Origin of the sequence: Flagellimonas aquimarina, from assembly GCF_003149745.1 — a bacterium.
Lineage (GTDB): Bacteria > Bacteroidota > Bacteroidia > Flavobacteriales > Flavobacteriaceae > Flagellimonas > Flagellimonas aquimarina.
This window is the reverse complement of sequence record NZ_QGEG01000001.1, coordinates 1,035,960-1,058,723: the sequence shown is the minus strand read 5'-3', so window position 1 is coordinate 1,058,723 and position 22,764 is coordinate 1,035,960. Positions and strand designations below refer to the sequence as shown.

Sequence of the window (22,764 nt, the reverse complement as noted above, 5' to 3'; positions counted from 1 at the left end):
AATCAAATCATCTTTTAAAAGAAGGCGTCCTTTGCGGCGCCTTCTTTTTATTTACCAAGTAGACGCCCAACAAAATTACCAGGGCTGCAAATAATTGTGATAGCGTGAACTTTTCTTCATCCAAAACACCCCAAAAAATGCCTACTATGGGGATTAAATATGTAACGGAAACAGAAAACACTGCCGTAGAAATCTGAACTAGTCTATTAAACATCACTTTGGCAACACATGTCCCCATTATACATAATATTACTATGTAGCCCAATGAGCTAAAAAAATATGGTCCTGCAATCACATCTTCGTCCAAAAATCCAGAGAACAAAAGAATGACAATACCTGGCACTAAAATCACGGCAAAATTCCCAGCTGCAATTCCCATAGGAGATACATCTTGTAACTTGTTCTTTATAATATTTGCATTGCTCGCATAACAAATAGTTGCAATTATAACAAACCCGGAATACCAATAGTTTTGGTCAGGATTTACTTCTGTTCCAAAAAAGATTAAAAACGCAGCTCCCAATAATCCAATTACAACCCCTAACAATTGATTTCTGGTAAACCCCACTCCAAAAACGAACAGTCCAATAAATAGAGTGAAAAGTGGCACCAACGAATTTAATATTGATGCTATGCTGCTATCAATTTCGGTTTCGGCAAAGGCGAACAAAAACATAGGGATAAAGCTTCCAACAACTCCAGAAACACCAACCCAAAACCATTCTTTTTTTGAAATAGTCCTTAGGGATTTAAATCCGACCATGAATAAAAAGAGTGCCGCCAAAACAATACGAACAGAACCAAGTTGAATAGGATTAAAACCTTCAAGCCCTTTTTTAATCAAAATATAGGATGTCCCCCAGATTATGGACAGTACGATCAAATAAATCCACTTCTTTTTGTGTTCGTTCACATTTCAATTTTAAGATGCAAAAGTCCGCCTAATTTTAAGACTTTTTACACTTTATGATCTAATTTTGCAGTACGCAAGAAACATAGTTGAAACACTCAATCGCATATTGTTTTGTATTGCTCTATCTAATGGCCATGGTACGCCCTATTGCACCAATGTTGGAGTACGTTATCTATGAAGATTATATAGCGGAGTTTCTGTGCATCAATAAAGACAAAGTAGAGTTGCAATGTAATGGTAAATGTTACCTTATGCAGCAACTTTCTGAACAGAATGAAGAAAAAAAACAAGGCCTTCCAAAAATCATGTTGGAAGAATATCCCATTGGCTTTGTTGATTTAATGTTTTACAATTCCAAAAAACCAGCTACAGTCCCAGATCAAAATCACTTTGATTATTCCAACGGTTATGCTTTTCTGTATTGTGCTTATAGTTTTCATCCGCCAAGCATTCTTTCTTAAAATACACTAGCACAAATTTATTTTAAGGAGGTATTATAACATTCGTTATAAGCGAACCCCCTATAATTTCAATACCAAAAACCGATGAAAAAATATATATCGGCCATTTTATTGATGGCCTCAACCGCATTTTATGCACAACAAACCAATGATGAATCTCAACAATGGTCAGCAGGAAGACCAGATGGCCATGCCCCCATTTCTGTTATGGGAGATCATATGCACGGAAAAGGGGAATGGATGTTTTCCTACCGCTATATGTATATGAACATGGATGAACTCAAGCAAGGTGGCGAGGATGCCTCTTTTGATGACGCCTTGTCCGATTACATGGTTACCCCTACAAGCATGCCCATGAACATGCATATGTTAGGAGCCATGTTTGCCCCAAGTGACAAAATCACCTTAATGGCCATGTTCAATTACCTATCAATGGAAATGGACCATATTACGCGTATGGGTGGCACTTTCAATACAGAATCCAGTGGTCTTGGAGATGTTCAGCTTGCCTTGTTGTACAAATTTTTCAATAAAAATCAGCAAACGCTTCATGGTCAAGTTGGACTTTCAATCCCTACTGGCAGTGTGACGGAGAGCGATGTTACCCCAGCCTCTTCTCCTAATGAAACTGAATTGCCCTACCCCATGCAAGTAGGTAGTGGTACGTTCGACCCTAATTTGGTATTAACTTATTTAGGTCAAAATGAATCTATTTCTTGGGGTAGCCAAATAAGAGGGATATTCCGATTTGGGGAAAATGATAGAGAGTACCGCTATGGCAATAGATATAGTCTAAACAATTGGTTTGCGATCAAAGCAAATAACTGGTTTAGTGTTTCAGCTAGGCTTGAAGGGCTAATTGTTGGGGAAATTGAAGGTGCGGACCCAAATCTAAACCCTATGATGGTCATTACAGCAGATACTAATAACTCTGGCGGCACCTATATAAACTCCGGTGTTGGCATAAATACCTATATTTCAAAAGGGGCACTTAAAACCCTAAGGTTGGGATTTGAATTTGGGTATCCCCTTTATCAGGATTTAAATGGCATTCAGTTGAAGGCCAAGGAGACCGTGACTTTTGGAACGCAATATTCTTTCTAATAAAAAAACTCCTGGGGCGCAATGTGTCCCAGGTAATTTAAAACTATGACCAAACGAGAATTTATACGCCTCAACAGAAAATGGCATCGCTATCTCGGCGTTGTATTGGGAATTCAATTTTTATTGTGGACTTTGGGAGGGCTGTATTTTAGTTGGACCAATATTGAAGAAATTAGGGGTGAACATCTTAAAAGTGAAGAACAATCGTTTTCCACTTCCAATACATTAGTGTCACCATCCATGTTCATGAAGCATTTTGATGGGCAAGACAGTATTATTTCCATAGAAGTGGTCTCTATTTTACAGAGACCCACCTATAGAGTAGTGTTCCTTAAAGACCAACTTAAATCAGTACTGCTTTTTGATGCCCAAAATGGAGCGTGGCAAGAACCATTGACTAAAGAAGAAAGTATTGCCGTTGCCAAGGATAAACTGATAGTTTCTGCGCCCGTAGAAACAGTTGAATACCTTAATGATAGCGGAAAGCATCACGAATACCGGGGAAGGCCTTTACCTGCCTATGCCATTACTTTTGATGAGCCTGCCAATACAACCGTATATGTTTCACCAGAATACGGCAATGTACAGACCTTTAGAAGCAATAAATGGCGCATTTTTGATTTCTTTTGGATGCTACATACCATGGATTATGAAGGTCGTGACAATTTTAACAATGTTTTGTTGAGAGCTTTTGCTTTGTTTGGCCTTTTCACTATCCTATCTGGATTTAGTTTATATATTTTTACATCTAGAATTAACAATAAAAAAAGAACAAAATGAAAAAATCTCTGCTACCTATATTTATTGCTATGTTTCTCTTTTCGGCATGTAAAGAGAAAAAGAACATTACTGAAGGGCCAACCCAAATGCAGCAAGTAATGGCCATTCATGATGAGGTTATGCCCAAAATGGGGAAGTTGGGTAAACTGGTCGGTGAGCTCAAGAGCAAAGTTGATACCACAGAAACTGGACGTCAATATGAATCGGCCATGAAAGACCTTCAAGCGGCCAACACCAATATGATGGACTGGATGATGGCATTTGGAAACCGTTTTGATTCTGAGGAAATCTTGGATGGAAAAGAACTTTCAGAGGAAAAACAAGTATGGTTAAATGAAGAAGAGGCCAAGGTAAAGGCACTTAGAGAGCAGATTAATTCCAGTATTGAAAAAGCAGAAACCCTATTAAAAGAGGAATAATGCTATTTTTTCCAACGTAAGGTTTCCATTATCCTTCTTACATCCTTTTGCATGTAAAACGCAGCAGGAAGAATAGAATCATAATTAGGTTTTGCATAAAAATAAAGCGACCCAGTTACAAAATGGTTTATACTGTCCGTGACATAAAACTGTGACTGGGATGCCGCATTACCACTAACTTCATAGAACATTCCGTAAACTCCGTCGCTGGAATTTACAAAAGGTTGTTCTACAATATTATCAGCTTTTACCACATGCTCGTAAGAGAGTTTTTGAGCATCTGTTAGCAAGGTGTTAAGATTGTCTTTTACCGGTTTATAGGTAATATAGATCGACCCCTTCATCATAGGGTAATCCAAAACCAAGGAGCAGTCTTTATTTTCTTTTACCTCTGATAGAGTATTTAGATCAAAAGTGTATGAACAGTCAGCAGGCAAATCTTTGTACTCCGCATTTGGATAATCCAAGCGCAACATAGCTTTGGGCTTAGGCAAAACTTCGTCTTTACAACTTACAAAAAGAGCAAGAACAACTATGATTAAAATCCAATTATGCTTCATGCGGCAATGTAACTTTTAAGCGTTTCAACCTTTTCTTATCTAAACTTTCTACAATGAATTGATATTCTTTAAACAATACTTTTTCCCCCCGTTTTGGAAAGCTCCCAGAAATCTCTAAGACAAATCCTGCAATAGTTTCTGATTCTCCCTTTTTTCCTTCAAAATCTTCTTCATCTTCAATCTTGACCACCCGATAAAAATCTTTTAGCGTAGTTTTTCCATCAAAGACATAATTATGATCATCTAACTTGGAGTAAACCAAGTCCTCATCATCAAACTCATCGCTAATATCCCCAACGATCTCTTCAATGATATCTTCCAACGTTACTATACCAGATGTTCCCCCATATTCATCAACAACAACAGCCAAATGATTCTTTTTCTCTTGGAATTCTAACAAAAGATCATCCAACTTCTTATTTTCTGGAACAAAGTAGGGCTCGCGAATCAAGGACATCCAATTAAAATTCTTCCTGTCTATGTATGGCAGCAAATCCTTCACATAAAGAACCCCCAAGACATTATCCATATTCTCTGCAAAAACCGGAATCCTGGAATAACCATTCTTTTTAATTTCTTGAAGTACTTCTAGAAACTTCATTTCCTCGTTCAATGCAAAAATATCAATCCGAGGACGCATGACCTGTTTGGTATCCGTGTTTCCGAAAGTTACGATTCCTTCTAAAATCTTCTGTTCCTCTTTTGTAGTATCTCCTTCCGATGCGAGCTCCAGCGCTTGGGATAAATGATCTACACTTAAATTGGATTTCTGCTTTCCAAGTTTCTCCTGCAAAAAGACGGTAGCGGAACTCATAGGCGAACCTAACGGCGCACATAGCGTATTTAGGATTTTTAAGGGAATCGACATAAAATGCGAAAACTGAATTTTATTTCTGTTTGCATAGATTTTTGGCAAAATCTCTCCAAACATTAAAATTAGAAATGTAGCTACGATGACTTCTAAAAGGAAACGTACGGAAACCACTCCAAAAAGGGTTTGATTTATTTCTGAAAAAATGGTGTTCCCGATTGAACTGAACAATAAAACTATTCCAATATTGATGGCATTATTGGTAATCAAAATAGTTGCCAAGAGTTTTTTTGGCTTGTTCAACAACTGGACTATAAGTTTCCCTCGTGAGGTGTCTGTTTCTTCCAGTTCGTTTAAATCTGTCTGGGAGAGACCAAACAGTGCCACTTCAGCACCAGATATTAGCGCGGAACATCCTAAAAGAAGTAAAAGTACAATCACTTTTATTGTGAAGATACCGCTAAAGGTGGTTAAGAAAAACGCCAAACAATAGGGCTCAGGATCCAAATGTATACTGTTTTAAACTTATTTCTCTAGAATGGTAGGTCATCATCCTGTTCGGTTTCATTAACCGGTTCAGGCTCCGTAGGCTTTATGGGCTCGTTTTGCGCCACCGCTCCTGAGGACTGAGGCTGCTGTGTACTAGCCATACTCTCCTTTTTGGTGGATAAAAACGTAAAATCCTGAACGTGTACTTCAGTGGTATATCTGGTATTACCATCTTCACCTTGCCATTGTCTATTCTTCAACCTGCCTTCCAAATACACCTTATCTCCTTTGCTCAGGTACTTTTCGCATATTTCAGCAGCTTTATTTCTTACGACAATATTATGCCAATCTGTATTGGTTACTTTCTCTCCGGTTTGTCTATTGGTGTAGGTCTCATTAGTGGCCAAAGGAAATCTTGCAATACAATTGCCCCCTTCAAAATAATGAATTTTCACTTCGTCTCCCAAATGCCCAATTAGCATCACTTTATTTAATGTTCCGCTCATAACTTTTTAATTAATCAAAAGTACTAAATTTTAAATATTTTGATGAACTCTGCAATCAAAACGGGAACAGGAAAAGTGTGAACTTGCTCCCATGAAATTCCATCCTTAATTGCGTCCCTTGCTTCCAAAATCCAAAACCTTGTATGTAAATTTTGGTGAGATAGTTTGTGAACTATCTCTTTTTCATTAAACAATTTAATGGTTTGCAAACTGGGTAACGCGGATTGTTGAGCTATTTGCTCTTGCAATTCATCTATTTCCAAAACATACTCCGATTCCAATAAAGGAAATTGATAGAGGTTTTGCCATATCCCCTTTCCGTGCCTTTGCTCTAACAAAGTGCATTTATCCTTGTCCAAAATAACCAAATAGTTAAAATATCGGTCTTTTACCTTTGTCTTTTTAAGTTTTACCGGTAGACCGCCAATTTTATTTTCTTTTAGGGCCACACAACCATCATTTAAAGGACATAACAAACAGTACGGCTTTTTTGGGGCGCATTGTATAGCTCCAAACTCCATAATGCCTTGATTGTAATCCCTAATATTCTCTGTATTCATTACATCTCTTGCCAATTGCTTGAAATACTGAACTCCTTTTGGACTATTTATAGGTAAATCCACTCCAAAATACCTAGACAGCACACGATATACATTACCATCCACAACAGGTTCTGGCACATTAAAACATATAGAGGCGATAGCACTGGCGGTATAATCCCCAACCCCTTTAAGTCCTTTTAGCTCTTTATATGTGCTGGGAAACTTACCCTCATATTTATCAATCACAATTTTTGCCGTGGCATGAAGGTTTCTGGCCCTAGAATAATATCCCAACCCTTGCCAAAGTTTCAAAACTTTCTCTTCTTTGGCATTTGCAAGGTCATAGACAGTGGGGAATGCTTCTAGAAACTTGTGGTAATATGGCATTCCTTGGGCAACACGTGTTTGTTGCAGCATGATTTCCGAAAGCCAAATCTTGTATGGATCCTTGGTTGCCCTCCACGGAAGTTCACGCTTATTCTGGCCGTACCATTTCAAGATTTTTTGGGAAAAAGACATGTAGGTAAATACTAATGGTTAAATGTAGCAGTTTATATACTTAAAATTAAAGGGTTTAAACAAAAGATTAATTTTAATTTTTATATTTGCAAGCCTAAAAAAATAAGAAAATAATAATACGAAATGACGAAAGCAGATATTGTAACTAGAATCTCAGAAAAACTAGGTATTGAAAAAGGAGACGTACAAGCAACGGTAGAATCTTTTATGGAGGAGGTTAAATCGTCCTTGGAGAATGGTGATAATGTTTATTTAAGAGGTTTCGGAAGCTTTATCATTAAGACTAGAGCGGAAAAAACAGGTAGAAACATTTCTAAGAACACTACTATTAAAATTCCTGCACATAATATCCCTGCCTTTAAACCAGCAAAAGTTTTTGTTGAAGGCGTAAAAAGCAACGTTCAAGTAAAATAATATAACTAACATTAAAGGAAGAGCCATATGCCGAGTGGTAAAAAAAGAAAAAGACATAAGGTAGCTACCCATAAGCGCAAAAAGCGCAGGAGAGCTAACCGACACAAGAAAAAGTAGTTGTTACAACTACTTTTTCATTTTACGCACATACGTTCTTTGACATAGAGATTCAAAAAAGAATTTCAATCGGTTTGAAAAAACCGATTCTACATATTGTTTAATCATTTATCCCGTAAACATTGCAGGATAAATAAAAATCGATTCAGGTGAATAGAGAATTAATTGTTAGATCTAGCCCAGAAGCAGTCGATTTTGCCTTACTAAAAGATGGAAGGCTTATAGAATTACACAAAGATGAGGATGACAACAATTTTTCCGTAGGGGATATTTTCTTAGCTAAGATAAGAAAGCCCGTTACCGGTCTAAATGCGGCATTCGTAAATGTAGGTTATGAAAAGGATGCGTTCCTGCACTATCATGACCTAGGTCCGCAATTATCATCTATGTTGCAATTCATAAAAAAAGTTAGAACGGGAAAACTAAAAGACTATTCCCTTAAAGACTTTCCATTTGAAAAAGATATAGACAAGAATGGCAGTATTAACGATGTTATTAAGGCCAATCAGTCATTATTGGTACAAATTGTAAAAGAACCCATTTCCACCAAGGGACCACGAATAAGCTCAGAACTTTCCTTAGCAGGGCGTTATTTGGTTATGGTTCCATTTTCTGATCGTGTTTCCGTATCACAAAAAATAGGGAGCAAAGAAGAAAAAGATAGGTTAATACGACTTGTAAAGAGTATTAAGCCAAAAGGATTTGGCGTTATTATACGTACCGTTGCAGAAGGCAAAAAAGTTGCAGAACTGGACAAGGATCTTCAGAATTTATCATCCAAATGGATGAAAATGTGCAGGAGACTGCAAAAAGCACCTCATCCATCCAAAGTATTGATAGAGCTAAACAGAGCTTCTTCCATACTAAGAGATGTTTTCAACGATTCCTTTACCGGAATTCATGTTGATGATGAGACACTTTATAATCAAATCAAAGATTATTTACATGAAATCGCACCCCAAAAGGAGTCAATTGTAAAACATTATTCTGGCGCATCTCCAATTTTTGAAAAATTTGGAATTGACCGTCAAATAAAGACTTCATTTGGCCGAACGGCTTCTATGAGCCGAGGAGCTTACCTTGTAATTGAACATACAGAAGCACTTCATGTGATTGATGTTAACAGTGGTAACCGTTCCAATAAGGCTAAAAACCAAGAGGATACCGCACTGGAAGTAAATCTTTCTGCAGCGTCAGAAATTGCAAGACAGCTTCGCCTTCGCGATATGGGCGGTATTATCGTAGTTGATTTCATTGATATGGTCAAAGGTGACCACAGAAGAAAATTATTTGATCACCTAAGAGATGAAATGAAGGATGATAGGGCAAAGCACAAAATCTTGCCCCCAAGTAAATTTGGTTTGGTGCAAATTACCAGACAAAGGGTTCGTCCAGAAATGAATATCAAGACAAGTGAGGAAAATCCAAATGGTACAGGAACCGAAGTTGAAGCTCCAATTGTCTTAATAGACAAAATCAATGTTGATTTAGAGCGAATCATGAAGGGTAAGCAAAAGGATAATGGTATTATTTTGAATATACATCCTTTTATTGCCGCTTACCTGACCAAAGGATTTCCATCTCCACGTTATAAGTGGTTCTTAGAATATAAGAAATGGGTTAAAATTCAACCTAGAGATGCCTACACATACCTTGAATACCGTTTTAAAGACAAGGACGGCAAAACAATTAGATAATACAAAGCGACTCTAGCAATAGGGTCGCTTTTTTTGTTTTTAGTATATTGAAAACAAAAATTTGAAGAGATAGCATATCCTAAAATGAAGAATGAAAAAATAAAGTCACAATCGTCCGAACAGTTAAGACAAAATATAAAAACCATCAAAGTAATTGCAGGAATGCTGATCGGGACCTCTATTTTGGTATTGCTAACAGTGCTATATCTCTTTCTTTTCAAAAAGGATAGTTCTGCACTTCCTCTTTTAATGGTTACTGCAGGTTCTGCTATCATTGTTATCATTAATTTGAAACAAGCCAAGTTGATGCAGGCCGAACTGGATTACCGTAAAAATTTATAACTCTTTGTCCCTATGATCAGCCATAAAGCATATAGCCTTGCTGAAGCTACCAGAAAACTTGAGAGTTATTGTGCCTACCAAGAGCGTTGCCATAAAGAAGTCATTGCAAAACTAAAGGGCATGCGCATGATTCCTGAAGCTATAGATCAAATTACCACACACCTTATTCAAGAGAATTACTTAAACGAAGAGCGTTTTGCAAAGAGTTTTGCCAGAGGGAAGTTCACCATTAAAAAATGGGGCAAAAATCGTATTGTAAATGAACTAAAGCTGCGTCAAGTATCAAAATTCAATATTAAAAGTGCCCTGGCAGAAATAGAAGAAGAGGATTATCACAAGACCCTAGATGAGCTTGCCACAAAAAGGTTAGCTCAAATCCACGAATCCAACGTTCAGAAGAAAAAGAAAAAACTGGCTGATTATCTACTCTACAGAGGTTGGGAAAGTAATTTGGTCTATGCAAAGCTGAAGGAACTTGTCTAACCTAAGGACCCAATTCTTGAAATAACAAGCTATGTGTTCGCTCTATTGCCTTTTCATTCTTCCAATCAATCCATTCTTGTCCTTTTAGTCGTCTCATTAGATTATCAAAATGACGCATAAAAAGAAGATTGTATACTGCTTTCCCAAAATTTTTGGGCCTTCTGGCAATTGCCCTTAAGCTCAATGAAAATCCTGGCGTAATATACTTCATATGATGCCAATAACCTTCTGGTATATAGAGCACATTACCATGCTCCAATTGTGTTACATGGCCTTTGGCATTTTTTAATGCTGGCCATTTTTTTAAATCTGGTTTCGCAAAATCTATGTCCTCTCTGGTAATTAAGGAGTGCGGAATCTTATAAAGGAATTTGGTTTCTGATTGTGGAAAAAGAATACATTGTTTCTTTCCTTCAAAATGAAAATGGAAGATGTTGGCCAAATCAATATCATAGTGCATAAACGTATGGGAATCACTGCCGCCAAAAAACAGCATTGGCAATCCTTTCATTAATCTTAGTCCGAAGTTAGGATATGTAAAGTCCTTTTGCAATTGGGGAACTTCCTTTAAAACATTCCAAAGAAAAATACGGTATTTGGTAGACTCGTTTTTTAGAAGTTCAATGTAGTCCCCCATCCTCATTCTAGCATGAGGTTCGTTAAAACCCTCATCATGTTTTACAGGCCTGTCGTCATAGAGCGGAACAATTTTTTCCCCTGCAACTTCCTTGATATAATCCAAGTTCCATTTGGAATATGCTGGCCAATCGTCAACAAAGTTCTCTATTACCACAGGTTTTTGCGGTCTAAAGTACTTTCTGATGAACTCTTTCTTTGAAAGTGTTTGTTCTCTGGGAATTTGTTCAAGGTTAAGCTCCAAAATTTCACATATTTTGAAACAACTAAATTAATAAAAGGTTTTCAAATGATGTTTGAAACCTTATTCCTTGGAAACTAAGTTTGACTTTTGTTTAGCCTTTTCATTACGTTCGATTGTATGTCCAGGGCGAGTCCATTTGGGTTTTTCGTCTAATGTTTCATACTCAGAATCTGAAGCTTCAACTGTTTTAGGTTGTGAAATCTTAGTAAAGGGTTTTTGTGGATTCAATCCTAGAAGCTTGAACATTTCCATGTCCTCATTCACATCAGGGTTTGGCGTAGTAAGCAATTTATCCCCAGCAAATATGGAATTAGCTCCTGCAAAAAAGCACATCGCTTGTCCTTCTCTGCTCATTTCTGTTCGTCCTGCAGATAACCTAACTTGAGTCTCCGGAATTACAATTCTTGTAGTTGCCACCATTCTTACCATTTCCCAGATAGATATAGGTTCCATATCTTCCATAGGCGTACCTTCAACAGCAACCAACGCATTTATTGGTACGGATTCTGGCTGTGGGTTTAAAGAGGCAAGGGCCACCAACATTCCAGCTCGGTCTTCCAATTGTTCTCCCATTCCTATGATTCCTCCGCTGCAGACAGTAACATTGCTCTTTCTTACATTATCTATGGTTTCCAGACGGTCTTCAAAAGCTCGAGTAGAAATTACGTCTTTATAATAATCCTCAGAGGTGTCCAAGTTATGATTATAGGCATATAACCCAGCCTCTGCCAATCTTTTCGCCTGATTCTCTGTAATCATTCCTAGGGTACAGCAGACCTCCATATCCAATTTGTTAATGGTACGCACCATTTCTAAGACCTGGTCAAATTCTGGACCATCCTTTACATTTCTCCATGCGGCACCCATACAAACTCTGGAACTGCCAGATTCTTTTGCACGTAAAGCCTGTGCCTTTACCTGCGTTACAGTCATTAAATCATTTCCTTTGATATCTGTGTGGTAACGAGCTGCCTGCGGACAATAGCCGCAGTCTTCAGGACAACCTCCAGTTTTTATGGAAAGCAATGTAGAAACCTGCACCGTGTTTGGGTCATGATATTGCCTATGTGTTGTTGCCGCTTCATAAAGCAACTCCATTAATGGCTTATTATAAATTTGAAGAATTTCCTCTTTTGTCCAGTTATGTTTGATTGTGCTCATACTGCATAAATTTCTAATTCAAAAATACAGCATATTCAAGAATAAAGAACAAGGAAGTTTGGTTTTAAGTAACTGGTAAGATTATTATAGATTAGGTTTCCTTAAGAGAACGCTTACCGCATTTCCACCAAAACCCACGGCATTTATTAGTACTCTTTGTATAGTTTTGGGTATGGTATTATAGGCTATACTTGGGACTTTTATTACTTGTTGGTGGTGTAACATTAAAATTGCCATTTCGACACTTAACATCCCAGAGGCTCCAAAAGTATGACCTACTTTCCACTTATTGGTAGTTAAAAAAGGTGTTTTGTTACAAAAAACTTTTTCTATCGCCTTAAACTCAGATAAATCACCCTTAACCGTTCCTGGTGCATGCATCACTATAGCATCTACCTCATCTGGATTTAAATCTCCCAAAGCCATCTTCATAGACTGTTGAAAGCATCGCGCATCTGTTGAAATAGAAACGTTATGCTCCAAAGGCTCAGTTGCATACCCAATTCCCTCAATCAAGGCAACTGCATTTTGCTTTTCTCCCTTTTCTAAACAAGCCATGGCCGAACCTTCTCCCAAAACCATAGTGTTTTGTTTTTTCTTCAAATCCAAGGCCTTACATGGATACTTGTCTACAGATTTTGAATAGATTTTTAGCGCCTGCATTTGCGCAATGGTAAAAGGCGTTAAGGGAGCCTCGCTTCCTCCAATCAAAAACTTGTCCGTCATACCACTCTGAATCCAAGCAACACCATTTAAAAGGGCGTGTAATGCCGTAGAGCATGTAATGGAATGAGAAATATCTGGGCCTTTAGATTTTAAATCATGCGCTACCCAAGATGAAATATTACCCAAAGTTGTGGTTGGTGAAGACAAAGTGGATGACTTGCCTTCTCTTAGAAACTCTTCATGATACTTTTCAAAAAGGGAGGTAGCTCCTCGAGATGAACCAATGTTGATTCCAAAATCAGTATTGCCACTCCAACCGGCAGCATCAACTGCATTCCTTGCGGTATAAATAGCAAAAAGGGCAGAGTCATCCAAATCCTTATACTTGGTATCTGACTGCCTAAGGTTTTCAATTTCCGATTTTACTTTGTTTGGCAGTATTGACCCCCAAACACTTTGTTTCCCAATGTTTACTTGTGATAGGTAGTGATTATCATTCAAATAAGAATTCCAAATTTCCTCTAGGGAATTCCCAAGCGAAGAAATGGAGGATATAGCCGTTATGGAAATTGGTTCTTTCAACATTTTAACCCGGTTACACCATTTCTATTGCGGACTTGATAGTGCCGTAAATACGATTCATTTGCGATTTTGTTGTAATAAAGGGAGCCAGAATATAAATGGTGTTTCCCAACGGGCGAAGAAAAACTCCGTTATCCATAAAATGTTTGAAGAGCTTGTCTCTTAAATTGCCGTAACGTTCCATTTTTACATTTAAATCCAAAGCATAAATAACACCTAATTGTCTGGTAGAGGCCACTTTTGGATGGCTTTTAATCTCATCATCAAACTTGTTGTGCCATTGGATAATGTTTTGAATATTACCCTGAATCTCATCTGTCTTGAGCAATTCCAATGCTGCCAGTGCTGCCGCACAAGCCAAGGGATTTGCAGTGTATGTATGACCATGGAACAGTCCTTTTGCAATGTCATCACTATAAAATGCATTATACACATTTTCGGTGCAAGTAGTAAGTCCCATAGGTACCAATCCTGCGGTCAGTGCCTTAGAAAGACAAATAATATCTGGCTTGGTCTGTATGTAATCAGAAGCAAAGTATTTGCCCGTTTTACCAAATCCCGTCATGACCTCATCTGCTATGGTCAGCACATTGTGCTCTTTCAATAATGCCAATATCTGACCAAGTCCCTCTGCGCAGTGCATTTTCATCGCTGCCGCTCCTTGAACCAAGGGTTCATAAATAAATCCGGCCACATTGTTTTTTTCTAAGCGGACTTGCAATTGCCTTACTATACCTTCAATATTTTCCATTGTAGGTACTGGAATTCGTTCCACCTCAATAAAAAAATCTTTGAAAGGACCATTATAAACCGATAACCCAGAAACGGACATTGCACCAAAAGTGTCGCCATGAAATCCTTCCTCAAATGCTAACAGTACATTTCGTTTTTCACCCTTGTTAAAATGGTATTGTAGGGCCATTTTTATTCCTATTTCTGTTGCTGTGGAACCATTATCAGAAAAGAAGAGTTTTTCTTGGTTTTCCGGAAGGATCTTAATCAATTCTTCTGAAAGTTTCACAGCAGGCTCATGGGTGAAACCGCTAAATACAACCTGATCCAATTGCTGCATTTGTGCCCCAACTTTTTCCAAAATATAAGGGTGACAGTGCCCATACATGGCCGTGTACCATGAGGAAATGCCATCTATATATTCCTTTCCATCTTCATCGAACAAAACTGCACCCTTGGCTTTGGAAATTGCCAACATATTGGAATGGACCTTATGCTGGGTCAATGGGTGCCAGAGGTGTTTTTTGTCTCTATCTGATAATTTTTCCAATACCACGGGATTAGTCAAACGCTTCAATTTATCTATCTTGCAAAGATGGTAATTAAAACACAAAAAACTTAATCCTTAAAGTGCTTATAACCGCCTCCTTATTTCATGCTTCCAACTACAAAAACCTTAATTGGAAAACGGTTTTTTTAATTCTTTTTTTAGTTGCGTTGGTTATTCGGTTTCCATTCTTTTTTAGGGATTATATTGATCGGGATGAAAGTACGTTCATTATAATGGCCCAATCATGGGTGGATGGCTTTTTGCCATATACTAAACTTTGGGACCTAAAACCTCCAATTACATTTTTGTTCTTTGCAGTGGTCATTTCGGTTTTCGGAAAAAGCTTTATAGCCATTCGCCTGGCAGGAGTTGTTCTAGTTGTTATAACCGCTCTGTTTACATACAAGATCGGAACCAAGATCACTTCTAAGAAAGTTAGTTTTTGGTCTGCGGTATTTTGTGTGTTTTTACAAAGCTTGTTTGGAAGTTTGCAAGGAGTAATGTCTGAGCATATTTGCACTATGTTCTTTGTTTTAGGCGTTTATATTTTACTTTCCAAACAACATCTTGCTTGGTATTTTTTTACTGGAATTCTTTTTGGATTATCCGTGATGTCTAAACTTAACATGGCTTATGCGCTACTTGCGATAGGAGTTTATTTTATTTGGAAAGCATTTCATGAAAAACAGTTATGGCATGGTTTTCAAAGGCTTTTTGTCATGGGTGTGGCATTTGTACTGCTCGTTGTCTCTACTGCAATTCCCTACTATTTACAAGGTGATATTACAATCTGGTGGCAATCAATTTTTGAAGCTCCATTGGCCTATTCAGGGTCAAAACAACATTCTTTTCTTAAAACGCTTCCCTTTGTTTTTATTATTCTAGGCCTTTTATACACAGGGTTTGCTTTAAAACTAATTGACTCTAGATCTAAACAATTACAACTCTTAACTGTGATTACTATTGGTATTTTGCTCTCGTTCATGCAAGCGGGCAAAGTAAATGGACATTATCTAATTCAATTATATCCCTTTATTATTGTTCCGGTCGGTATGGCCGTAAGCAGGTTTCCAATAATTAATAAAAAGTACAATGGGATTGTTGTTGTTCTTTTAGTGTTGCTTCCAATGGAGGCTTATCTGGAATATGTAAATGTTGTTTCGAACAAAATGGAAAAAGGCACTTTTTTTAACGGTGAAGGGATTGATGTTCCAAGATATATTGTTGAAAATGAAATAGAGACCAAAAATATATTTTTTACCGAATACCATATTGGATATTGGGTTCTAAACGAAACACCCCCTACAAAAGCATCTACCCACCCTAGTAGCATAACCAGAGATGAACTTTTTCCGTTTATGAAGAATCCACGAAAAACAGGAATGGAAGAATTGCGCTATATTTTAGAAGTGGTTCAACCTAAAACAATAGTGGCTCGAAAAGGCAAGAAAATCTTTGATAAAAAATTAGAGGATTTTAACTCTTACATAGATGTTTATCTAGAAAACAATTATGCCTTGGTTAAAACAATAGAAGGAGGACTAATATACCAAAGATTAGAATGAATCTAGAGCAGATTTAAATTGTGACGCATATTTTTTAACGACCTTCTTATTAAAAACCTCTTCCTCATTAATACGTCCAAGAAAAGTAACACTGGTTTTCTTTAGAATAATGCTTTCAGTGGTTGGATGTTCATCTCCGCTGAAAATAATCCCAATCTTTAGATTTCTCTCTTGAAGTTTCTCTATTGTTAAAAGCGAATGGTTGATACTCCCCAAATAATGTCTGGATACTACAATTACCTTATAATCTGGCTTAATCAAATCAAACACGGTATCAGAATCATTTAGTGGCACCAGTAACCCGCCTGCACCTTCAATAACAAGCAGATTTTTGGTCTTAGGCTCCTTGATTTTATCAATTCCAATAGTGATTCCATCTATTTCCGCAGCAGCATGTGGACTCATTGGGGTATTCAATGCATAGCTGTTTTTATGGATTCTTGTCTTGCCGTTGGAAATCAACCCTTCAACTCTATCACTATCAGAATACTCCAAATCACCGGCTTGCACCGGTTTCCAATAATCTGCTTGAAGTGCTTCTACTATTATGGCAGATGCGATGGTTTTTCCAACATCAGTGGATATCCCTGTTATAAAAAGTTTCATTATTGCGGTTTGGTAATAAAATTACATTGAGCACATTTATACTTTTTAGGCTCAAAAAAGGGAAACAGTTTATAAAAGATACTGTTTCTAGAATAGTAGGTCTCAGACTTAGTTGCTTTACAATTTGGACAAACAATTAGATTGCCATCATTATCTGTGGCGTAGCTACGAACCTCATCATATATTTTCTTTGCCCTTTCCTTATCCGTATTGTAAACTTGTAATTTTACACCACCAATTGCACCACTAATCAGCGGATCCGAGTTAATGGTGTTCTCATCTCTTAAAAAAACAGGAATACCCTCGGCCTCCAGCCTTCCTTTAATGATTTGCACATCTGCGGGAAACTCAAAAGAGCCAAGTGTATGAAATTCTTGTGCCATTATTATAAAAGATTTCTTATTATTGACAAAGCTCGCGATATTTCTTCTTTTGTATTGTATGAATGTAAGCAAAAACGCAATCGTTCCCGCCCTATTTTTACAGTGGGAGAAAGAATTGGTTTTACGTCAAACCCCCCATCTTGTAAATTTTGGGACAACTGCATTATCTTTTCATTTCCGGGAATTAACAATGAATGAATCGCTGACTCACTTTCAATAAAATAAGTATCTAGTTTTAAGTGCTGAAGTTGCTCCTTGAAGTACTTAATGTTTTCTTTTAACCGTAATCTATCTTCTTTGCCAGACGTTTTTAAATATTGATATGAAGCTAAAACTGAAGCCACCGTATGTGGTGAAAGTGCAGTGGTATAGATTAGGCTTCGAGCAAAATTTACCAAATAGGTTTTTAAACCTGCGCTACCCAAAATGGCCGCCCCATGGCTACCCAATGCTTTGCCAAAAGTGATGACTCTTGCAAAAATGTTTTCCTCTAGTCCCAGCTGACAAACCAAATCATTTCCATCACCAAAAATTCCTGTTGCATGCGCTTCATCAACAATCAAGTGACACCCGTTTTTAGCACAAAAATCTGATAGTGCCAATAAATCTGGTGTATCACCATCCATGGAAAAAACAGATTCGGTAACAACATAAATTTCCGATTCGGTATTTCTCGACTCCACCGGAAGTAAGGCTTCTATTTTATCTTTTAAATTGTCCAAGTCGTTATGCTTGAACTTATGGTTCTTTGCATTGCTCATTTTAATGCCATCCCTAATACTCGCATGTACCAATTCGTCGTAAAAAATCACATCTACACGTTGCGGAACAGAAGAAAAGAATCCAACATTGGCATCATACCCGGAGTTGAAGACCAGGGCCGATTTTGAATTATGGCACACTGCTAAAAAATGCTCAAGATCTTTATATAAAATATGATTTCCTGTGAGCAATCTAGACCCCGTGGCTCCATTTTTCTTAAGATCGTTTTCCTTGAGAATTGTTTCGACCGCTTCAAGTATTGTCTTTTTCCTAGCAAGCCCTAAATAATCATTTGAAGAAAAATCAATCAAGCCACCATCCTGTTTTAGGCTGCGCATTGAGCCATTTTTCAACCTTTCTGATAGTTTTGATTGCAGCTTTTCTGGCAGTTTCTCCATGGTACAAATTTAGCATTTACTATTTTTAAATAGTACTTTTAGTCTCTTACAAACCTTTTATTCAATGAGGACCTATTTTACTTTTTTTGTGTTGCTTTCTACTATGATAACAGTAGCTCAAATCAACACTTACGAAATTTCATTTGAGAATGCCGTTCATCATGAAGCGTCTGTCCAAGCTATATTTTCCAATTTGGACATGGACACCCTTTCAGTGCTTATGAGCAGAACCTCTCCCGGTAGATACGCGCTACATGAATTTGCAAAAAATGTATATGGGTTTAAAGCCATGGACAGTAAAGGCAATCTCTTAAAGGTTAATAGGCCCAACCCATATGAATGGGATATAAGTGGACACGATGGTTCTGTAAAAATTGAGTATACACTCTTTGCAAACAGAGGCGACGGCACCTATTCGCAAGTTGATGAGACCCATGCTCATCTAAATATTCCCGCAACGTTCATATATGCCCCAAAACTGCACGAGCGTAAAATTGAAGTCACTTTTAAAGTAAGAGAAGACCTTAACTGGAAAGTTGCAACCCAGTTGCCAATGGTTTCGGGAACAACTTATTGGGCTCCAAACCTGTATTATTTTATGGATAGCCCAACTGAGATAAGTGATTTTACCATGAAGTCTTTTCAGTTGGATTCAAAAAAAATTCAGCTCGTTCTACACCATAATGGAACTGAAGCAGAAGCCGATACCTATTTTGAAAAAGTAAAGAAAGTGGTTCTAGCTGAAAAAGAGGTCTATGGCGAACTTCCAGACTTTGACTATGATACCTATACTTTTTTGGCCTGTTATATTCCCAATGCTTCCGGGGATGGTATGGAGCATAGGAATTCCACCATTTTAACGAGCACCCGCAGTTTGGCAAACGGTGGAATGGCCCGGAATATTGGAACGGTGTCTCATGAGTTTTTTCATGCATGGAATGTTGAAAGAATACGACCTAAAACTTTGGAGCCTTTTGATTTTGAAGCGGCGAACATGAGTGGTGAACTCTGGTTTGCAGAAGGTTTTACAAGTTATTATACCAATCTAATCTTATGCAGAGCCGGACTTATATCTACAAAAGAGTATGTAGAAGGTCTAGCGGGAAGGTTCAACTACGTGTGGAATTCGCCAGCGAGGCAATTTTTTAATCCAATAGAAATGAGTTTTCAAGCCCCTTTTGTAGATGCAGCTACTTCCGTGGATCCTGTAAATAGAGAGAATACCTTTATTTCGTATTACTCCTATGGAAGTGTTTTGGGCCTGGCATTAGATTTGTCATTAAGACAAAACAATCTGAACCTTGATGATTATATGAAAATGGTCTGGCAACAATATGGGAAAAAGGAAATTCCATACACCATAGACAATCTTCATGCGGTTTTGAACCAATATGCGGGTAAAGCTTTAGGGGATGCCTTTTTTAACAACTACATCTATAAAAGCAACATGCCAAATTATAATGCACTTTTTCAATCTGTGGGTGTAACGCTTCAACAAAGTAACGACAATCCTTATTTTGGTTTTTCGCTCTCCATAAATGAAGATGGTAACGGGGCACGCATTAGAAGAAATCCAAAAATCGGAAGTCCGGCTTACAAAGCCCAATTAGATAAAGGAGATGTGATTTTGAACATCAACAACATTCCTTTTTCAGAAGGGCAGAAAATTGCTGATTATCTTGAACAGTTCAATATAGGTGATTCTCTGAAGGTTAGCTTTTCTCGGTTTGGAAATGCAAAAACCACTACTTTGATTCCTGAGCCGCATCCTGGTTATTCAATCCGTTTAATGGAAGATGTAGACCAAGTACCTACCGCAGACATGTTGAAAAAACGAAAAGAGTGGCTTAAAACTGAATAGATGATTGTCTACGAACAAACGTCAACGCTTGCTCAGCTTGAAGAAATTCTTTCGCTACAGCAACTCAACCTTCCCAATAAATTGAGCATGGAGGAAAAAGAACAAGAAGGTTTTTTAACTGTAGAACATTCGCTGGATGTTCTAAAAGAAATGCATGCTAAATGTCCTCACATAATTGCTGTAGACGAAGGAAACGTAGTTGGATATGCACTATGTATGCATCCTCAGTTTGCTCATTCCATTGAAGTTTTAAAACCCATGTTCCATGAAATCGACAAGATGGTGCAAAACAACCAAAACCATATGGTCATGGGTCAAATTTGTGTGGCAAAAGAGTATCGAGGGCAAGGTATCTTTAGGGGTTTATACAAAACCATGAAAGAAAACCTTCCGGAAGGTTTTGACGGCATAATTACCGAGGTTGATGCTAAGAACCAGCGTTCTTTAAATGCTCATAAAGCAGTTGGGTTCACCGAATTAAAAAAGTACTCTTCTGAAGGAAAGGATTGGCATCTTATTCTATTAACATAAAAAAAGGCCGCTCAAATGAGCGGCCTTTTTTATCCTTATTTTTCTGTATAGCTTAATCCGCCAAGACGATTGCCTTATTGTCTTTCATTTCAATAGTTCCGCTAGTGATAGAGAGAACAGTCTCACCATTTGAACCTTTGGAAAATTTATTTTGAAAATCTTCATCAATGGTAATATCTCCCTGAACCTTAACATCTCCTTCTTGAAGCAAGGAAACAATAGGTGCGTGATTCTCCAACATTTGAAATTCGCCATTTATCCCGGGTACGGTAACCGAGGTTACCTCACCTGCAAATAACGTAGCTTCTGGTGATACTATTTCTAAATACATATCTTAAGCTTCAGCTAACATTTTTTCTCCTGCTTCTATAGCATCTTGGATACTTCCTTTTAGGTTAAAGGCAGATTCTGGCAAGTGGTCCAATTCACCATCCATAATCATATTAAATCCTTTAATGGTATCCTTAATATCTACCAATACCCCAGGGATACCGGTAAATTGCTCTGCAACATGGAAAGGTTGAGATAAGAAACGTTGTACACGCCTTGCTCTACCTACAGCCAATTTATCCTCTTCTGAAAGTTCTTCCATACCAAGAATGGCAATAATATCCTGAAGCTCTTTATATCGTTGCAATAACTCTTTTACGCGTTGCGCACATTCGTAATGCTCTTTTCCTAAAATTTCTGGTGTCAAAATCCTTGAAGTGGAATCCAAAGGATCAACCGCAGGATAAATACCTAGCTCAGCAATTTTACGAGAAAGTACCGTAGTCGCATCTAAGTGAGCAAAGGTTGTAGCAGGAGCTGGATCCGTTAAATCATCCGCAGGAACGTATACCGCCTGTACAGATGTAATGGAACCTCTTTTCGTTGATGTAATTCTTTCTTGCATCGCACCCATCTCAGTTGCCAAAGTTGGTTGGTATCCTACCGCAGAAGGCATCCTTCCAAGAAGTGCAGATACCTCTGAACCTGCTTGTGTAAAACGGAAAATGTTATCTACGAAGAAAAGTACATCTTTTCCTTGACCATCTCCAGCACCATCACGGAAGTATTCAGCAATTGTAAGTCCGGATAATGCAACACGGGCACGTGCTCCAGGAGGCTCATTCATCTGTCCAAAAACGAAAGTCGCTTTAGACTCTTTCATTGCCTTTTTATCTACTTTGGATAAGTCCCATCCACCTTCTTCCATAGAGTGTAAGAAATCATCGCCATATTTTATAATCCCTGATTCCAACATCTCACGAAGTAAATCGTTTCCTTCTCTTGTTCTTTCCCCTACACCAGCAAATACAGACAATCCACCGTGTCCTTTTGCAATATTGTTGATCAATTCCTGAATCAATACCGTTTTACCAACACCGGCACCACCAAACAATCCAATTTTACCGCCTTTTGCATAAGGTTCTATCAAATCGATTACTTTGATCCCTGTGAAGAGTACTTCAGTAGAAGTGGATAATTCTTCAAATTTTGGAGCTTCTCTGTGAATTGGAAGTCCATTGTCCCCTGTTTTTGGTAAATTTTCCAAACCATCAATAGCATCTCCAATTACGTTGAAAAGACGTCCGTAAACATCCTCTCCTATTGGCATTTGAATTGCATTACCAGTGGCATGGGCCTCAACTCCTCTACTTAAACCATCCGTTGAATCCATAGAAATGGTACGAACCGTATTTTCACCAACATGAGATTGAACCTCCAGTACCAACTTGGAACCATCAGCTTTATTGATCTCTAGAGAATCATAAATCTTTGGGATTTCTGTTCCCGACTCAAACTCAACGTCAATGACCGGGCCTATAATTTGTGCAACCTTACCTGTAACTTTAGACATTACTGTGTTTATTTTTAATTGAATACGAAGGAAAAAACTGCTTTTTTTCCGGCTGCAAAGATATACTTTTCCATTTTTAATGTGAAA

The 22,764-nt window shown here is 37.8% G+C and carries 25 protein-coding genes; 11 read left to right on the top strand and 14 right to left on the bottom strand.

The window, feature by feature from the left end:
* Positions 1-7: 7 nt before the first annotated feature.
* On the bottom strand, positions 8-913 hold the full coding sequence (locus DKG77_RS04855) for a DMT family transporter (protein ID WP_109660719.1): 906 nt from the start codon (positions 911-913) through the stop codon (positions 8-10).
* 86 nt (positions 914-999) lie between these two features.
* On the opposite strand from DKG77_RS04855, the gene DKG77_RS04850 reads away from it, so the two are divergent.
* The 4 genes from DKG77_RS04850 (at position 1,000) to DKG77_RS04835 (ending at position 3,677) form a co-directional block, all read left to right on the top strand.
* Positions 1,000-1,374, top strand: coding sequence for a hypothetical protein (locus DKG77_RS04850; protein ID WP_243414844.1), 375 nt, complete (start codon positions 1,000-1,002; stop codon positions 1,372-1,374).
* A gap of 84 nt (positions 1,375-1,458) precedes the next feature.
* A complete protein-coding gene (locus DKG77_RS04845) occupies positions 1,459-2,478 on the top strand; it encodes a transporter family protein (protein WP_109660716.1) in 1,020 nt (339 codons plus the stop codon).
* 45 nt (positions 2,479-2,523) lie between these two features.
* Positions 2,524-3,258 carry a PepSY domain-containing protein gene (locus tag DKG77_RS04840; RefSeq protein ID WP_109660714.1) on the top strand — a complete coding sequence of 245 codons (735 nt, stop codon included), beginning with the start codon at positions 2,524-2,526 and terminating at the stop codon, positions 3,256-3,258.
* On the top strand, positions 3,255-3,677 hold the full coding sequence (locus DKG77_RS04835) for a hypothetical protein (RefSeq protein ID WP_109660712.1): 423 nt from the start codon (positions 3,255-3,257) through the stop codon (positions 3,675-3,677). The genes DKG77_RS04840 and DKG77_RS04835 overlap by 4 nt, the downstream gene beginning before the upstream one ends.
* A gap of 2 nt (positions 3,678-3,679) precedes the next feature.
* On the opposite strand, the gene gldD is transcribed toward DKG77_RS04835, so the two are convergent.
* The 4 genes from gldD to mutY are packed head-to-tail and all read right to left on the bottom strand — an operon-like array spanning position 3,680 to position 7,104.
* Complete coding sequence (gene gldD, locus DKG77_RS04830; protein ID WP_109660710.1) at positions 3,680-4,237, bottom strand: gliding motility lipoprotein GldD; 558 nt, start codon at positions 4,235-4,237, stop codon at positions 3,680-3,682.
* Positions 4,227-5,555, bottom strand: a complete 1,329-nt coding sequence (locus tag DKG77_RS04825) for a gliding motility-associated protein GldE (protein WP_109660708.1) — start codon at positions 5,553-5,555, stop codon at positions 4,227-4,229. Before DKG77_RS04825 ends, gldD begins: the two co-directional genes overlap by 11 nt.
* A 26-nt stretch (positions 5,556-5,581) precedes the next feature.
* On the bottom strand, positions 5,582-6,043 hold the full coding sequence (locus tag DKG77_RS04820) for a single-stranded DNA-binding protein (protein WP_109660706.1): 462 nt from the start codon (positions 6,041-6,043) through the stop codon (positions 5,582-5,584).
* 23 nt (positions 6,044-6,066) lie between these two features.
* Positions 6,067-7,104 (bottom strand): A/G-specific adenine glycosylase, encoded by a 1,038-nt coding sequence (mutY, locus tag DKG77_RS04815; RefSeq protein ID WP_109660704.1) that lies wholly within the window; start codon positions 7,102-7,104, stop codon positions 6,067-6,069.
* Between the two features lie 123 nt (positions 7,105-7,227).
* Between mutY and DKG77_RS04810 the strand changes: the two genes are divergently transcribed.
* From DKG77_RS04810 to DKG77_RS04795, 4 genes are all read left to right on the top strand, one after another.
* The gene (locus DKG77_RS04810) at positions 7,228-7,518 is read left to right on the top strand and encodes an HU family DNA-binding protein (RefSeq protein ID WP_036380395.1); all 291 of its coding nucleotides are present in this window, start codon (positions 7,228-7,230) and stop codon (positions 7,516-7,518) included.
* Positions 7,519-7,784: 266 nt separating this feature from the next.
* Positions 7,785-9,332: an Rne/Rng family ribonuclease gene (locus DKG77_RS04805; RefSeq protein WP_109660702.1), complete on the top strand. Its 1,548-nt coding sequence runs from the start codon at positions 7,785-7,787 to the stop codon at positions 9,330-9,332.
* Between the two features lie 84 nt (positions 9,333-9,416).
* Positions 9,417-9,674 (top strand): hypothetical protein, encoded by a 258-nt coding sequence (locus tag DKG77_RS04800; protein ID WP_109660700.1) that lies wholly within the window; start codon positions 9,417-9,419, stop codon positions 9,672-9,674.
* A gap of 12 nt (positions 9,675-9,686) precedes the next feature.
* Entirely contained in the window at positions 9,687-10,157 is a 471-nt protein-coding gene (locus tag DKG77_RS04795) for a regulatory protein RecX (RefSeq protein WP_109660698.1), read from the top strand.
* Position 10,158: 1 nt separating this feature from the next.
* On the opposite strand, the gene DKG77_RS04790 is transcribed toward DKG77_RS04795, so the two are convergent.
* The 4 genes from DKG77_RS04790 to bioA form a co-directional block, all read right to left on the bottom strand.
* Positions 10,159-11,037: a cupin-like domain-containing protein gene (locus DKG77_RS04790; RefSeq protein ID WP_109660696.1), complete on the bottom strand. Its 879-nt coding sequence runs from the start codon at positions 11,035-11,037 to the stop codon at positions 10,159-10,161.
* Positions 11,038-11,097: 60 nt separating this feature from the next.
* Positions 11,098-12,198: a biotin synthase BioB gene (gene bioB, locus DKG77_RS04785; protein ID WP_109660694.1), complete on the bottom strand. Its 1,101-nt coding sequence runs from the start codon at positions 12,196-12,198 to the stop codon at positions 11,098-11,100.
* Positions 12,199-12,282: 84 nt separating this feature from the next.
* A complete protein-coding gene (locus DKG77_RS04780; protein ID WP_165819347.1) occupies positions 12,283-13,449 on the bottom strand; it encodes a beta-ketoacyl synthase N-terminal-like domain-containing protein in 1,167 nt (388 codons plus the stop codon).
* 10 nt (positions 13,450-13,459) lie between these two features.
* A complete protein-coding gene (gene bioA / locus DKG77_RS04775) occupies positions 13,460-14,755 on the bottom strand; it encodes an adenosylmethionine--8-amino-7-oxononanoate transaminase (protein ID WP_243414842.1) in 1,296 nt (431 codons plus the stop codon).
* Positions 14,756-14,808: 53 nt separating this feature from the next.
* On the opposite strand from bioA, the gene DKG77_RS04770 reads away from it, so the two are divergent.
* Complete coding sequence (locus DKG77_RS04770) at positions 14,809-16,293, top strand: ArnT family glycosyltransferase (RefSeq protein WP_165819346.1); 1,485 nt, start codon at positions 14,809-14,811, stop codon at positions 16,291-16,293.
* On the opposite strand, the gene bioD is transcribed toward DKG77_RS04770, so the two are convergent.
* From bioD to DKG77_RS04755, 3 genes are read right to left on the bottom strand one after another with little or no spacing between them, the layout of a single operon-like run.
* A complete protein-coding gene (gene bioD / locus DKG77_RS04765) occupies positions 16,285-16,899 on the bottom strand; it encodes a dethiobiotin synthase (RefSeq protein ID WP_109660690.1) in 615 nt (204 codons plus the stop codon). The two genes, DKG77_RS04770 and bioD, sit on opposite strands and share 9 nt — an antisense overlap.
* Positions 16,899-17,282 carry a putative signal transducing protein gene (locus DKG77_RS04760; protein ID WP_109660688.1) on the bottom strand — a complete coding sequence of 128 codons (384 nt, stop codon included), beginning with the start codon at positions 17,280-17,282 and terminating at the stop codon, positions 16,899-16,901. Before DKG77_RS04760 ends, bioD begins: the two co-directional genes overlap by 1 nt.
* Positions 17,283-17,284: 2 nt before the next feature.
* Positions 17,285-18,442, bottom strand: coding sequence for an aminotransferase class I/II-fold pyridoxal phosphate-dependent enzyme (locus DKG77_RS04755; protein WP_109660686.1), 1,158 nt, complete (start codon positions 18,440-18,442; stop codon positions 17,285-17,287).
* 64 nt (positions 18,443-18,506) lie between these two features.
* Here DKG77_RS04755 and DKG77_RS04750 point away from each other — a divergent pair, with 64 nt between their 5' ends.
* The gene (locus DKG77_RS04750) at positions 18,507-20,303 is read left to right on the top strand and encodes a M61 family metallopeptidase (RefSeq protein WP_109660685.1); all 1,797 of its coding nucleotides are present in this window, start codon (positions 18,507-18,509) and stop codon (positions 20,301-20,303) included.
* The gene (locus DKG77_RS04745; RefSeq protein ID WP_109660683.1) at positions 20,304-20,834 is read left to right on the top strand and encodes a GNAT family N-acetyltransferase; all 531 of its coding nucleotides are present in this window, start codon (positions 20,304-20,306) and stop codon (positions 20,832-20,834) included.
* A 52-nt stretch (positions 20,835-20,886) separates the two neighbouring features.
* Here the strand turns inward: DKG77_RS04745 and DKG77_RS04740 are convergent, their stop codons facing one another.
* Positions 20,887-21,165: a F0F1 ATP synthase subunit delta/epsilon gene (locus tag DKG77_RS04740; protein WP_109660681.1), complete on the bottom strand. Its 279-nt coding sequence runs from the start codon at positions 21,163-21,165 to the stop codon at positions 20,887-20,889.
* A 3-nt stretch (positions 21,166-21,168) separates the two neighbouring features.
* Complete coding sequence (gene atpD / locus DKG77_RS04735) at positions 21,169-22,677, bottom strand: F0F1 ATP synthase subunit beta (RefSeq protein WP_109660679.1); 1,509 nt, start codon at positions 22,675-22,677, stop codon at positions 21,169-21,171.
* Between the last annotated feature and the right edge of the window lie 87 nt (positions 22,678-22,764).